We start from the raw sequence: 14063 nt of genomic DNA, 5'->3' as shown, positions 1-14063 counted from the left end.
CTCAACCTTTATATTAACTGGAGAAGATTAATGGAAAAATCTTATGCCTTATCAATTACTGAGAATGAAATAGACAAAAAGTATGATGAAATAAGAGAACATATTTTAAACGACAAGGGTCTTTCTGATGTATTGTCAATAAAAACAAAGAAAGACTTACTGAAAGTTATAGAAGCTTTTTGTGATGTCTCTTCACTTAAAAATGAAGATGCTTTTTTTAAGTCAGAAAAGCATAAGCTGGCATTTATGATAATAAATCATCAAGGCACTTCTTTTGATAAAGAACTTGGTATAAAAAAGAAACATTATTTAGATAAAAAAATGGCTAATGAATGGAAGAAAAAGTATCAATCAATATTTCATCCTGACAAAAACATTGATGATAACCTATTAGACTATGAGATGATTATGCAAAAAATAAACAAGATTTATAGTCAAATGGTAGGTAAGGCATGACAAGCAAATTACCATCTGTAATTTATCATCAATTAGACGACTTAATTGAAAGGCCTGAAATTGATCATATTGCCAATGCTGCTACCAGCGTTCTTGATAAAGGTCACTTGACTTCTATAGTGAATGCTTTTTTTGTTAACACTAAAATTTGTGTTAATGGAGTTCCGTATATTAAAGTTAAGGGATTATCAGGCATCCTGAGAACAGGCAACTCAGGTGCTGAAAGGCCTTTAATATATCAAGGAATGGCAAACATTCTCTCGCCAGCTGAAATTATTGAGATTGATGGTGAAGAACATATTTCCGGACCATCGCTCAGGGCCATTTTGGACACAAGAATTGCGTTCGCAGATGGTAGAACAAAACAATACTTAAGAGTTTCCATGCAAGCTTATGAAAGAATAATTACGCTTTCACAAGTCAGCGATTTGAAAGAATTGTTTTTAGATGACATTAGGAATAATCGCCCACTACTTAAGAATCAACGTATAGCCGAGTATAATGTTACTCACTGTGAGTTTTCCATGAAAATATTCAACAATAACAGCGAAGTTGAATTCGCTCATATCGAAAGTGTAATAACTCAGCCATTATTGGCTCTTGATATTGATAATGGTGTAATTATCTTAAAGTCTATTCATCGTGAATTAACAAGCCAAAGGATTCATGGCTATGAAGAGCTGTATAATTTCTGTATTAAAAATAAATATTCAACAAGCTGGGGCAAATTAAAACCTGATTGAGCAGATTGTTTCTTGCACAATAAATCACCCTTCATTTCTGCTACTTCCTTCGTGCTTCATAATAAACTGCAAATCTGCTTGCAATATGCGGAGTCTTCCCTACTATCACCCTTTTGGAAGGTGGACGAGATGAGTAACCGACAGACTATTAACACTAGGGGAGCGCCGCAAGCGATTGGCACATACTCCCAGGCGGTAAAAGCAGGGACCACCGTTTATATTTCTGGACAGATTCCACTGGTGCCTGAAACCATGGAAGTGCAGGACGGCGACTTTAAAGACCTGACACGTCGTTGTTTTACCAACCTTAAAGCGATTGCCGAAGCTGCAGGTGGTACGTTGGAGGACGCCGCCAAGGTGAATATCTTCCTGACCGACCTGAGCAACTTTGCTGCTGTGAACGAAGTGATGGCTGAGTTCTTTGAGCAGCCTTACCCGGCACGTGCTGCCATTGGCGTGAAAGAGTTGCCAAAGGGTGTACCGGTTGAGGTTGACGCTGTTCTGGAACTTAAGTAGTTCGGCTCCTGGCAAAGATTTACTAACGGCAAGATAGTTCATTGGTAAGTTCTTAATTTGTGGTACTCCCAGTAAAAATATTGCCGGTAGGTGAATAAAGTCCGGCAGAAGGGGCGGCTGGTGGTAAAGTGCCTGAACCCTGTCCATGGACAGGGTTTTCTTGTCCAACTGTGCGCATAACCAGTCTGGTTTCATGAAAGATAAATTCAATTTCTGACACAATAGTACTTTCTGGGAACCCGCTATGGACGTGTAGGTTAATTCTTTCAATTCCCAGCTCATCTGACCGATCTGGATCAACCCTCATTGTAATCACTCTTGCAGCCGAATTGTCAGGTGCTGCCCGGACTCTGGTACGCACAGGGATCGAATCATTAAGGAGTCCTGGTATAACGATGTTATCCTGAAACTCATCGTTACTGTCCAGTATGCTTTCCAGCCACCTTCCTGTAATAATGTCGGATCCTGAAAGGGAGATAACCGATACATTGTTTTCCAGAACGCTTAGCTCGTTATGACCATCCCTGAATTCTTCTAAAGATAAGTGACGAACATCGTCACGAGAAGATAACTGAGATCGAGGCGGTGTTGTGTGTGAACGCCTGAAATAACGTCGAAATCTGTTCCTCATCCGCTCAAAGAGGTTCCCGGTAAGGTAGTTGAAAATATCCCAATTGGTTAGAAATGGAGTTCTGGGAGGGTCTCTGTACAGATACCTGAGCCTGTGAGTCCCTTCATAGTTATTACTGAATCGCTCAAACGGCGATCCTGTGAAGCTAACGCGATTCACAGGATCTGTTACTGTAATGCTTCTTACTGAGTCCGACTCGATTACCGTATATTGACGACGGGGTTCACCTGAAGCGAAAGCGGCCTCCTCGTCAGGCCGTATAACACTATTTCTGGTAGTAATATTTTCTCTTATTGTTCCTGTTAGAACACTATCAGCGTTTCTATCTGTAAAAAGATCCCACTTGAAAAGGACAGACGTAGAAAATTCAAGATTTATCCCATAAACGACCAGTGACCGGGTTAGTGCCAGGCTGAGTACCCATAAAACAAAACTCCTTTTCAACACATACGGCATGTCTATCATCACTCCAGGCAATATTAATAAAAAATACCCTACGGAAAGATAGCACGATCCTTTTTAGTTAACTCTTTTGCAGAGCTTCTTCCGAAGCTCTACCCGTTCTATCACGGCAGGTCTCGATAAGTATCCGGGTGCTCCAGCCGTTTTTTATTGGCGGTCGCCAGTATTTCTAATATTTCTTTTGTTGGCGGCGGAATGCCTGCCATGCTTGCCAGCCGGTTTATATGCTCCATGCTGTTGGCTTTGCGAATCGAAAAATCCACTCGTCCTGTCTGACGAAGCTCCGACTGCTCTGCCGCAAATTGCCGTTGCTGAGCATTGGGCAGTTGTATTTTGCCTTTCAGGTAACCCGCAATGGCTTCAGCCTGGTAGCGATACAGAATAAAGGGGGCAGCGCACTGTATCATGCTCGTTGCTGTCAGCTCAGGATACTTCGGGTGAAACAGGTTCAGGTAAAGCGGGGCTATAGTATTTTGGTCACCAGACAGTCCGGTACCCGGCAGAGTACGCCTGAAAGCCGGGTCAGGCTGAAAACCGGTACACAGGATCAGAACATCAATATTCTCCAGTTTCTCACCGTTTTCCAGTATCACGGTTCGGTCATTACAGGCAATAACGTCGCGGTGTCGGGTCAGGTTATTATGCGCTCCGTACCGTCCCGTGACTGGCTTGTGCAGTTGTCGGCTTCCAGGATGAGTACAAAGGTAAACTCTACTGGCACAGTGGCTGATCTCTCTGCTCAGGTCCTCACCGGAAGGTCCTGAGCCCATCAGGGCAACACGTTTATGGCGATAGGCTTCAGGACCCCGGTAACTGAAACTGTGCTCAAGCCGACCGGTAAAAGGAAGTAATGGCTCAAGGTCTGGCAGTTTTGGGAAAGAGTAGTGACTGTTGCAGAAGACAACGGCATCAAATTCACCAACGCCCTGACTGGTCTGAACCTGCCAGCGACGCTTTTCGGGTGAAGCTGTGGATGAGGCGTCAAGTTTAAGAAAGCGATGGTTAAAACGAATGTGTCTCAGGAGCTTCTGGTGCTCTGCAAAGCGATGCAGGTGTGACAATACATCATCATGGCGGGCATAGAGTGGATAATCATCAGGAAAAGGGAAGTCTGGCAGCGGCATGACCTGCTTTGGTAAATTGCAACGCAACGAGGGGAAGGTTGGGGAGTATATTCCGGAAACCCCGTCACGAATATCAACCAGTGTGGACAAAGGCTGGATTGCCCAGGAACCACCCAGGCAGTCACGCTGCTCAAAGAGCGTAACAGTGAAGCCAGCCTTCTTCAGTATGCTGCCGGTAATTAACCCTGCTGGCCCTGCCCCGATGATGGCGACTTCTTTGTTAGCGGACATTCTTGCTCTCTGCCTGATCTCACTGGAGAAAGAATAGACCGCTATCAGGCAGAATTGTTCAGATAGCCAACCTTGTAATCCGGGTATTTAAAACGATAACCCGTATCAAGAACTTTGCGATTGCTGCAACGTTTACTGGATCTTGGGGGAGCAGGATGATCATCGCTCAGCTCTACGCCGTACTGACCGGCAATCCAGTGCAGAACATCGTGCATAGGGGCAGGCTGGCTATCAACACCAAGGTAAACAGGATCAGGCGTTTGCCCGCTGTTACTCATTTGCAGTAGATGTTTCAGAATGCCGGCGCAATCATCCCTGTGAATTCGGTTGCTGTAAACGACCGGCTCTTTAGCACATCCTTTTTTTTCCAGCACCCGTTTAATCAGTCGGTTTCTGCCAGGGCCATAAATGCCACCAAAGCGAACGGAAGTGGTAGGCAGGTCACTGGCAAACAGTACCTTTTCAGCTTCCAGTAATGTTTGACCTGCGAAGGTTTGCGGGTTGCAGTCCGAGTTTTCGTCAACCCACTCACCGTGGCTCTGATGGTAAACGCTGGTGCTGGAGGTGAAGAACAGGTGCCTGGGCTGAATGCTGTTCTGCTTTAAATGATTGATCACATTCATAAGACCAGTGACGTAAGCCTGTCGGTAAAGTTCTGGTGAGTAACCGTCGGCAGCGGCCGTATAAAAAACGTAATCGATGGTTTCAGGCCATGCGCCGAGCTTCTTTGGGTCTGAAAGGTCACCGCGAATAGCGTGAACACCTTCGGGCAGCTGGTCAATGGAGCGACGCAGCCCCCAGACCTGAAAGTCACTTGAGAGTAGCAGCTGTCTGGCCAGCTCGCACCCTACGTCGCCGCAACCTGCGATTAGAATGTTCTGTGTGTCCATCTCTGTTCTCGTTAAAAAGAAAGAACTGTTCGTTAGTCAACTACATCTGGCTCGTACAAACAACGGTTAAGTATCCGGCCATATGGAATCATCTGAGTTCAGTTTTTCAGTACCAAATAGCCATGAGCGAAAAGTGTAACAGCAGGAAAATACAGCGACAGATAGCGCAAAAGCTGACACAGCAAAGGAATTAGTGAATAATACTGATTAAATTTACAGTGTTCTTATAATCGTTGTCGGCTTACTTTTATTATGACTCTGACTGAACTGCGCTATATTGTCGCTCTTGCCCGGGAACAGCACTTTGGTCGTGCTGCAGCTGAATGCTTTGTCAGCCAGCCTACCCTCAGTGCCGGGGTGAAAAAACTGGAAAAAGAACTGGGCGTTGAGTTGTTTGAGCGTACTCGCAACGCTGTTCGTGTCAGTGATATGGGGCAACGCATTGTTCAGCAGGCAAGGAAAGTCCTTGAAGAAGCGGATGCTGTGAAAGAGCTGGCAAAAGAAGGTAAAGACCAGTTGAGCACACCGTTGCGGGTGGGCGCGATCTACACCATTGGCCCTTACCTGTTCCCGCACCTGGTACCCAAACTGGCAGAGCTGGCATCCGGTATGCCACTTTATATAGAGGAAAACTTTACCGCCGTTCTGCGTCGAAAGTTAAGACAGGGTGAACTGGATGCCATCATCATTGCCCTGCCCTTCACTGAACCGGATGTTTTAACATTACCCATCTATGATGAAGCCTTCAGGGTATTGATGCCGAGCCATCATCCGTGGGCTGAGCGTGATGCGATTAATAAAGAAGAACTGTCCAGAGATGAAGTATTGCTGTTGGGTGAAGGTCATTGTTTCCGCGACCAGATTCTGGAGGCCTGCCCGCTGCTTAATCTAAATGAGGGGCATGACGGCTCTGGTATTGAAGCCACTTCGCTGGAAACCATCCGCCATATGGTTGCGTCAGGCATGGGCATCAGCATTCTGCCAGAGTCGGCTCTGGGCAATAACTATTACGCACCGAATGTGTTGACCTCTAAGCCGTTCAGTACTCCAAGGCCGGAAAGAACAGTCGCCCTGGCATGGCGAGCCAGCTTCCCAAGACCCAAAGCCATTGATGTTCTGGCTGGGGCGCTTAAACAATGTACTGATATCAACAGGATTAAAGATTGATGAGTAAGCCTCTGCATGAGATTCCGGTAACGGCACTCAAAGGTGTGGGGGCCGCTTTGGCGGAAAAACTGGCTAAAATTCATATCCGCAATTTACAGGATTTGCTGTTTCATCTGCCATTACGTTACCAGGACCGTACCCGCATAACACCCATTGGCGCACTCCAGCCAGATGGAGACTTCGTTGTGCAGGGCAAAGTGCTTGGCGCTGAAGTGGTGATGGGGCGCAGGCGAAGTCTGTTGTGCCGGGTCAGCGATGGCACGGGCAGTGTGGGCTTACGCTTTTATCATTTCTCTGCAGCTCAGAAAAATAACCTGAAAGCCGGGGTTGAAGTTCGTTGCTTTGGTGAGCCCCGGCGGGGGGCATCAGGCCTGGAGTTTTACCATCCGGAGTACCGGGTGATAAAGCCGGACAACGAGCTTGAGGTTGAGGAAACGCTGACACCGGTGTATCCCGCTACAGAAGGCTTAACTCAACAACGCATACGCAGCCTGTGTGATCTGGCACTGGATAAACTGAACAACCCTTCTGCCCTGCAAGACTGGCTACCAGAGTCTGTTCAACAACAGTATCGGCTGGAAACGCTGGTGGATGCTGTGAGGTTGCTCCACAGCCCTCCTCCGGACAATTCAGTGGCTTTGCTTGGCGAGGGGCGTCATCCAGCCCAGCGACGTCTTGCCTTTGAAGAACTGCTGGCACACAACCTCAGTATGCAAAAGCTGCGTACGCTGGTGCGTACTGTTAACAGCTACCCCATGCCGCCTAAGCAAGAGCTGACACGCACTTTCCGTGAACAGTTGTCGTTTAACCTGACAGGCGCGCAAGAACGGGTAGTGGCCGAAATCAGTCAGGATATGATGCAGGCCGAGCCTATGCTCCGTCTGGTTCAGGGGGATGTAGGATCAGGCAAAACCGTTGTTGCTGCGCTGGCGGCCCTGCAGGTGGTGGAAAATGGCTATCAGGCGGCGATTATGGCACCCACTGAAATTCTGGCAGAACAGCATGAACGCAATTTTAAAAGCTGGTTGAAGCCCCTGGGCGTATCAGTGGCTTATTTATCCGGCAAAACCACGGGTAAAAAGCGTGAGAAGGTGCTGGAGGAAATAGCCAGCGGTGGGGCGTTAGTTGTCGTAGGAACCCACGCCCTGTTTCAGGACGATGTTGACTTTCATCGACTGGGGCTGGCAATTATCGATGAACAGCACCGCTTTGGTGTCCATCAGCGCATGGCTCTGCGGAACAAAGGCGAAAAGAACGGCGGACAACCTCATCAACTGATTATGACCGCCACACCGATTCCCAGAACGCTGGCGATGAGTGCTTATGCTGATCTTGATTGCTCGGTGATTGATGAACTGCCTCCGGGGCGCACGCCGGTTAACACCGTTGTGATTGGCGACGACCGGCGTGAACAGGTCATGCAAAGGCTTCGTGCTGCCTGTCTGGAAGGTCGGCAGGCCTATTGGGTTTGTACGCTGATTGATGAGTCGGAAACCTTGCAGTGTCAGGCTGCGGAGGTAACTGCGGAACAATTACGGGAAACCTTGCCAGAGTTGTCTATTGGCCTGGTCCATGGTCGTATGAAAGCCAGTGAAAAGCAGGAGGTGATGGATGCCTTCAAATCAGGTCATTTACATCTGCTGGTGGCTACAACGGTCATTGAGGTGGGTGTGGATGTTCCCAATGCCAGCCTGATGATTATTGAAAACCCTGAACGGCTGGGGCTGGCGCAACTTCATCAGCTTCGGGGGCGTGTTGGTCGAGGTAATATAGCCAGTCATTGTCTTCTGATGTATCACGCACCGTTATCTCAGCAGAGTCGGGAGCGGCTGCAGGTGATGCGTGACTCCAGCGACGGTTTTATTATTGCTGAAAAAGACCTTGAGTTACGGGGGCCTGGTGAAGTGCTGGGAACCCGGCAAACAGGATTGGCGCAACTGCGGGTTGCTGAGTTGGAGCGAGACAGTGACTTGCTGGAAGATGTTCGCTCCGCCGCACAAACCCTGTTGCAGGTCGCCCCGGAAAATGCCGAGCCGTTGATTCTTCGCTGGCTGGGGCATGCTGAGCAATACGCCAATGTTTAATCGTTAAACAACAGTGATTGATTGAGTGAAACAGTCTTGCCTATAGCGCAAAAATATCGTTCTATATTGACAAAACAATAACAGCACGGAGAACGATGATGGACTTGCTGAAATATGAGATGCCACTGTTGAATGGTGAACCCTGCTCCCTAAGTGGCTACCGGGGGAAAGTGGTTCTTATTGTTAATACCGCCAGCAAGTGCGGCTTTACACCCCAGTACAAAGGGCTGGAAAGCCTGTATGAAAAGTACGGTGAGAAGGGGCTGGTGATCCTGGGCTTTCCGTGTGATCAGTTTGGCCATCAGGAGCCTGGCAGCAGTGATGAGATTGGAGCTTTCTGCGAAAAAAATTACGGTGTAACCTTCCCTGTCTTTGAGAAAATTGACGTTAACGGCGACAGTGCTGCCCCACTGTATCAGGATTTGAAGTCGGCAGCTCCCGGAGTATTAGGAACGAAGAAAATTAAATGGAATTTCACCAAGTTTCTCCTGAACCGCAGGGGTGAAGTGATTGCCCGTTATGCACCAACGACAAAACCTGAAAATCTGGAGAGTGCTATTCTCGCAGAACTTGAGTCATAAGAGATCGGCTCCCAGGTCGATAAGACGACAATGTAATCAGGACTGAATGGTGGAAACATGACTGAACAGGCTCCGGAGCTTCCCGAATCTATTGAATACGCAGGTTTCTGGGCTCGCTGTGGAGCCACGCTGATTGATACTTTTGTATTATTGCTCGTTACTGTCCCGTTAACGCTGGTGATCTACGGCAGCGAAATGTGGCACAACGAAGCACCGGTACTTGGCAGTTGGGACTTGTTGATTAACTGGCTGCTTCCTGTTGTGTTTGTCATCCTGTTTTGGCGATACAGAGGGGCGACGCCTGGAAAAATGGCAACGTCGGTGCAAGTTGTTGATGCCAAAACCGGGCAAATTCCGGGATTTCGTCAGTCTGCTATCCGGTATGTTGGTTACTTTCTGTCGATCATTCCACTGATGCTTGGATTTATCTGGATTGCCATCGATAAGAGAAAACAGGGCTGGCATGATAAACTGGCAGGTACCGTTGTCATTAAACTAAAGAAAAGTGAAAGCTGAAATTAACCAGCAGAGGGGATAATACACTGCTCCCCTCACTGCGCGTTTCAACTGGTTGCTGGCTCATGCAGACAGTCTTGAATCAGTGACCCCATTGCTTTCATTATCAATTCTTTGCTCTGCTTCGCCAGAGTTGGATTTTCCCGGTTATTGTTAATGTGTTCAAAATACGTTGTCCCCATTCTGAAGACAATGCGTGATAAGTTGACCAGTTCATCAATGCTCCATTTTGAACCATAGTATTTCAGGATAGAAGAAAAGCGTTTTGATATGCGCTCGTCAAATGACTCATGAAGCTCTGACAGTTGTGGCATGGCAATCATTGCTCTGTTGAGTTCAAACTCAAGCTTATGATTAGCCGGGTTTGCGTACTCCTGTTCACCAATCAATTCGAGAAGTTCCCAGATACCCAGTTTATGAGAATCAAAGTTTTCGTAGTCGTCAAACCTTTGCATCACGTCGTTTATCATGCTTTCACACAGCGCGTAGATAACAGCTTCTTTGTTGGGATAATACTGGTAGAGAGATGCGACTGGAATTTTGGCTTTCTCAGCTATACCTACTGCTGTCAGTGACTCATAACCTTTCTCTACCAGTAAGGATGCAGTCACCTCTAAGATCGACTCAACACGTTTTTTTGATCGGCTTTGCACTGGTGTTTTTCTGGGTTTTACGGTCGTTTTTGACATGTACTCTATCCCCGCAGATTGATGTTCAGAGGTCATAACATCTGGTTAGTAAAACTGACGTTGTTAGCACTGGTCATCCGTGTAACCTCTTGATTTAATGAGGGTTCAGGTTAGCACAGTATGTGAATGTTGGCAGAGTTGTTAGCGAATTGCTGTCCCTGGTGGGTGTGCTGGTGGTGGTTGTTTTGCTTGCCAAATCTGAGTAGCAAGTTTTAAAAGCCGGTTCTGTTGTCCGTCCGGTCGGAACAACGGGCAAGCTCACGGGGACGGCGGTACACATCTGATTCAGGAATACACTGACAGCTTCTTTTCTGACCTGACCCCTCGATTTGAAGGGTCAGCTTTATTGCTTTTCGATCTGGCGGATTAGATACCGTATCTTTTTCGCCACCTATCAGAAAAGTCAAGCCGCCGTTTTGGCGTATTGGGTATTCATGGTGGGCAGCATAAATTAGCGTCCACTGTATCTGGCGTATTGTTTCCGGTACTGGTGGGTGTGCTGGTGTTGACCTAAAATCTACTGGAGAGATTTCAGGTTAAAAAAGGAACTATCCGGTGCTGAAACTTGCGGTTTTGTCCGGTGCTGGCGTACTGACCGGATTTAAGTCATTCTCTCCAGCCCTTGCAAACCGTGGGCTGTAGCGGTACTGACCGGGAAATAGGACAAAGTGGGTCACTTTTACACGGTCAAATACCAGTGTGAAAACCTAAAGCCCTTACTATACGTGGGCTGTGAGGTTAGTACCTTTTTACCTTCCTTATAGAAAGAAGAACCGAAAGACATATCTATAGATATCTTAAGATAGAGCTAGATGTAGTAACCTACTAACTTATTCTACTAACTTATTCTTAATGAGTATGTATTCCAAATTAGGTACCACCTCTGCCATATGCCAGTACCAGACGTTAACGAGCTTGCATGAAACCAGAGTCAGCAAGGGTAACACCAGTTCCAGGCAAGCAGAGTCGTATTCACTATGTCGTTTTGACATACTGACCTAACCTTTTCTGGTATGCAGCTATGACTGCCTTCGACTGAGCCTCAAACCGTCCGAAGTCATCTAGCGGTGTTTCTGTATCTGGTGACTGTGTACCGGATAGCTGAGGTACTGTGAACAGCTCAACCGCTGAAGCCTGTTCATTCAGGTTCAATGGGTGCTGTAACTCACCATCAAGATACGAACCCTCCAGTTGCAACAGCACCTGTTTAACTCGATCCTTATCGCCGGGTTCAAGATTAAAAACCTTTTCATTGATGATACTGGTACTCCATTCTTCTTTGGCGGCTTGCAGGCCAACGTCGGCAATACGACCACGGATAAACGTCGCCATCGAATGGTCGTATACGTACTCGCCTGAGCCATCCTTTTTGAGTTCTTGAGCTGCTGCAAAGTGTCTATGTACCCGGTTATCCGTCGCCTGTTCAGTTTGACCAATGTAGGTATGGCCTGTCGCTCTGTGCGTCAATCGGTACACGCTGGACAGATACAGACGTTCGAAGCCGGGTTCTGTGCAGTTATCGTACTGATTTTTAGTCATGCCCAATAGCTTAAGGTTGTCGGCTGGCTGGTACACCTGAGCTGATGGGTGTTTTTCGGCGTTCAGCTTCCGCTTACACTCCACGCACCGTTTAGTCCCGTTGGCGTAAAAGTCCTGTTCGCTATTACAAGGCTTGCAGAATTGCCTGAATGTTTTGGTAGTTGCTTTGACCATTAGGTTCTCTCCAATGTTGGCTAAAAGTATTTGCTGCTGGTGGTACTGGTGGTGTTAGGTTTTTCGCTAAATTCAGCGAATACTAAAACTGTGCTGGTGCTGATTCTCAAACTGTCAAACCGACACTTTGACTTTTCAGTGTGCTGGTGGCTGTCAATGGGATAAACCCTAGCCACTTGCAGGCGTCCGGCGTCGTTCGACTAATTACCGGGTATAGATTCTTTCATACATGAATCTGATCTATCCCTGGTCTCTATAAGGAAGGGAAAAAGCCTAAGCCGCTAGACCCCTTGCTATCCGTGGCTTCTAGCCTTCTGAGTCACTTTCACACGTACAAAAAGTGCAGTATTTTGTCCTATTTCCGGTCACTGCCAAACCTTTAAACTTTTCAGCAATGGCATAGATGGTTTGTCGTGTACTGTCGCTATCCGGTATCAGTAGTCTGTCCAGTAGCTCCAGTGATTCACCAGTCAGCCCCGGCTTGTTCTTTGTCCCTGGGAGTAGTACCGCTTCCGCTTCCACTACTGCCCTAATCGTTTCAAGTTCGTCCCGGTCAATACCGTCCACGTCAGCGGCGTCAAACAACTCGCCTCGGTTCATGGCTGCATTGATGTGTTCCATAGTCTGCACCTGCTCTTGTTGCTGCGTCGAATGCGTGGCTATTTGACCAACGGCAGGCTCTCATTGGTAGGTGGTATCTGATGGCTTTACAAAACTACCAGCGTGTCCACTGTGATCGGTTTTGAGGCGTGGTGTGTGTGCAGGCGGTGACGTGTGGTGACGGTAAAACTTTACAAAAAAGGGCAACCATTGCAGTCACCCTTGCTCGTCTCTACGTATTTATACGACCCCTTGATTTTACTGGGCTGTAGCTCGTCATCGTCACCATATCCCTAGGAGCCTGACCGAGAATAGCTTAGGCAGTCCTCCTAAAGGTTTCGCAAAATTCAAAATGAGCAAAAAACAACCACTTTTTGAGGTTGATTTGCTCATTTTTGCCAATTTACAGCTTTTCTTTACCTTTATGCCGCTTTTTCAACCTTTTTTAAATCCTCAAGACGGAGTGACCCCGTTAAAGCTTTCTTCACAATTTTTTTGAAATTATGCACTGTGCATACCAGTGAAAACTCTGCTTCCACTTTCTCTTTCCCGCGCAGACTGAAACTCCTGAATCCAGAGTTTTTTATCTGACCAAACGGCGGTTCCGCTATTACTTTGCGACGTTCGTATACCGCTTTCGCTTCGCTTGTTTCCATTTTTTTATTCATGGCTTGTCGTGCAGTTTCAAACTTGTCTGTGCGAATTACCTTGCCTGCACTTTTCTTGGAGCCACTGCATCTGGAGCGGTAAGCGCACTCTCGGCATACTTCCTTGTTTGCCCGGTAGCCTTTCCTCTTAGCTTTACTGGCTGGATTGGTAACCAATTTTTCCCCAGCCGGACAGATGAAGACGTCAGCTTCAATATTGTATGTAAAATCCGCTTTGACAAATTTTCGATCAGTATTTTCAAGGTTCGTGACAGCCGGTTTTTCTTCCTTATCAGTAGCGATATAACCGTCTATTCCGTGTTTATCCAAGGTGTGCAGATTTGGCCCTGAAAAATAGCCGTTGTCCATACTCCATTTATCCACAGCTGCGCCATCGGTAGATTCTGACAAAGCCTGAAGAGCAGGTTCTACTTCCTGTACGTCGTTGGCGCGCTGGCTGATGTGTTGGCCAACAATGATCTGGTGATCCGCATCTACATTAATTTGGGCATTGTAGCTGTATTCGCAGTACCCTTTCTTGCTCATCACCCGGGCATCATGGTCTGCAAAGCTAATCTGTTTCTTGTCGTCTATTGGCTCGTCCGGATTGAGGGCTTTCTCACGCTCTTCCAGTGCTTTTTTGGCAGCCTTAATTTTCTTCAGCCGTTCTTCTTTAAACTGGAGGTCTTCAGGAATACTGTAGCCATTGGTTTCTTTGTAGGCGTCGTCTTCTTCCTGATCGCACTGGCTGGCTTTTTTGATCAGTTCATCAACCTCAGCGCTGAGTTCTGCCTCTTTGGCTTTAAGCCGGCCGTAGCTCATGGCCTTATGCTTTGAACTGTTGGCTTTGAATTTCGAACCATCCAGGCTGATATGCCCAAGCGATGCCAGTTTCAGCTCCATCGCCAGCTTGACGGACTGTTTGAAACAGTCATGAAAAAACGACAGGTTGTTTTTGCGGAAGTCCCCCAGGACCCGGAAGTTTGGGCAATTCATCTGAGAGATGTACATGA

The 14063-nt window shown here is 47.2% G+C and carries 14 protein-coding genes (1 of these 14 only partly in view); 7 read left to right on the top strand and 7 right to left on the bottom strand.

The genetic code is table 11. From position 1 onward, the window contains the following. Positions 1 to 30 precede the first annotated feature (30 nt). The 3 genes from NX722_RS21910 to NX722_RS21900 all read left to right on the top strand — a co-directional run bounded on the left by NX722_RS21910 (position 31) and on the right by NX722_RS21900 (position 1715). On the top strand, positions 31 to 456 hold the full coding sequence (locus tag NX722_RS21910; RefSeq protein ID WP_262565003.1) for a hypothetical protein: 426 nt from the start codon (positions 31 to 33) through the stop codon (positions 454 to 456). Beyond that, positions 453 to 1199 (top strand): hypothetical protein, encoded by a 747-nt coding sequence (locus tag NX722_RS21905; RefSeq protein ID WP_262565002.1) that lies wholly within the window; start codon positions 453 to 455, stop codon positions 1197 to 1199. The genes NX722_RS21910 and NX722_RS21905 overlap by 4 nt, the downstream gene beginning before the upstream one ends. A gap of 129 nt (positions 1200 to 1328) precedes the next feature. Then, positions 1329 to 1715: a RidA family protein gene (locus NX722_RS21900; protein WP_262565001.1), complete on the top strand. Its 387-nt coding sequence runs from the start codon at positions 1329 to 1331 to the stop codon at positions 1713 to 1715. Positions 1716 to 1767: 52 nt separating this feature from the next. Here the strand turns inward: NX722_RS21900 and NX722_RS21895 are convergent, their stop codons facing one another. The 3 genes from NX722_RS21895 to NX722_RS21885 form a co-directional block, all read right to left on the bottom strand. Beyond that, positions 1768 to 2811: a hypothetical protein gene (locus NX722_RS21895; protein ID WP_262565000.1), complete on the bottom strand. Its 1044-nt coding sequence runs from the start codon at positions 2809 to 2811 to the stop codon at positions 1768 to 1770. A gap of 101 nt (positions 2812 to 2912) precedes the next feature. Then, complete coding sequence (locus NX722_RS21890) at positions 2913 to 4163, bottom strand: flavin-containing monooxygenase (RefSeq protein ID WP_262564999.1); 1251 nt, start codon at positions 4161 to 4163, stop codon at positions 2913 to 2915. A gap of 44 nt (positions 4164 to 4207) precedes the next feature. Beyond that, positions 4208 to 5053, bottom strand: a complete 846-nt coding sequence (locus NX722_RS21885) for an SDR family oxidoreductase (RefSeq protein WP_262564998.1) — start codon at positions 5051 to 5053, stop codon at positions 4208 to 4210. A gap of 252 nt (positions 5054 to 5305) precedes the next feature. Between NX722_RS21885 and NX722_RS21880 the strand changes: the two genes are divergently transcribed. From NX722_RS21880 to NX722_RS21865, 4 genes are all read left to right on the top strand, one after another. Further along, positions 5306 to 6220 (top strand): hydrogen peroxide-inducible genes activator, encoded by a 915-nt coding sequence (locus NX722_RS21880; RefSeq protein WP_262564997.1) that lies wholly within the window; start codon positions 5306 to 5308, stop codon positions 6218 to 6220. Continuing rightward, the gene (recG, locus tag NX722_RS21875; RefSeq protein ID WP_262564996.1) at positions 6220 to 8304 is read left to right on the top strand and encodes an ATP-dependent DNA helicase RecG; all 2085 of its coding nucleotides are present in this window, start codon (positions 6220 to 6222) and stop codon (positions 8302 to 8304) included. Before NX722_RS21880 ends, recG begins: the two co-directional genes overlap by 1 nt. Positions 8305 to 8402: 98 nt before the next feature. Next, positions 8403 to 8885 (top strand): glutathione peroxidase, encoded by a 483-nt coding sequence (locus NX722_RS21870; RefSeq protein WP_322740981.1) that lies wholly within the window; start codon positions 8403 to 8405, stop codon positions 8883 to 8885. Between the two features lie 57 nt (positions 8886 to 8942). Further along, complete coding sequence (locus tag NX722_RS21865) at positions 8943 to 9401, top strand: RDD family protein (RefSeq protein WP_262564995.1); 459 nt, start codon at positions 8943 to 8945, stop codon at positions 9399 to 9401. A gap of 47 nt (positions 9402 to 9448) precedes the next feature. On the opposite strand, the gene NX722_RS21860 is transcribed toward NX722_RS21865, so the two are convergent. From NX722_RS21860 to NX722_RS21845, 4 genes are all read right to left on the bottom strand, one after another. Continuing rightward, the gene (locus NX722_RS21860; RefSeq protein ID WP_262564994.1) at positions 9449 to 10090 is read right to left on the bottom strand and encodes a TetR/AcrR family transcriptional regulator; all 642 of its coding nucleotides are present in this window, start codon (positions 10088 to 10090) and stop codon (positions 9449 to 9451) included. A 975-nt stretch (positions 10091 to 11065) separates the two neighbouring features. Continuing rightward, complete coding sequence (locus tag NX722_RS21855) at positions 11066 to 11803, bottom strand: GIY-YIG nuclease family protein (protein ID WP_262564993.1); 738 nt, start codon at positions 11801 to 11803, stop codon at positions 11066 to 11068. A gap of 306 nt (positions 11804 to 12109) precedes the next feature. Further along, positions 12110 to 12424: a hypothetical protein gene (locus NX722_RS21850; RefSeq protein WP_262564992.1), complete on the bottom strand. Its 315-nt coding sequence runs from the start codon at positions 12422 to 12424 to the stop codon at positions 12110 to 12112. Positions 12425 to 12825: 401 nt separating this feature from the next. Then, on the bottom strand, positions 12826 to 14063 hold the 3' portion of the coding sequence (locus NX722_RS21845) for an IS1182 family transposase (protein ID WP_262563606.1). It continues 280 nt past the right edge of the window; the window shows 1238 of its 1518 coding nt (coding positions 281-1518); its start codon lies beyond the right edge, outside the window; it ends in the stop codon at positions 12826 to 12828.

The organism is Endozoicomonas gorgoniicola (assembly GCF_025562715.2).
GTDB lineage: Bacteria > Pseudomonadota > Gammaproteobacteria > Pseudomonadales > Endozoicomonadaceae > Endozoicomonas_A > Endozoicomonas_A gorgoniicola.
The sequence above is the reverse complement of the archived record's forward strand: the minus strand, read 5'-3'. Positions and strand labels throughout refer to the sequence as shown.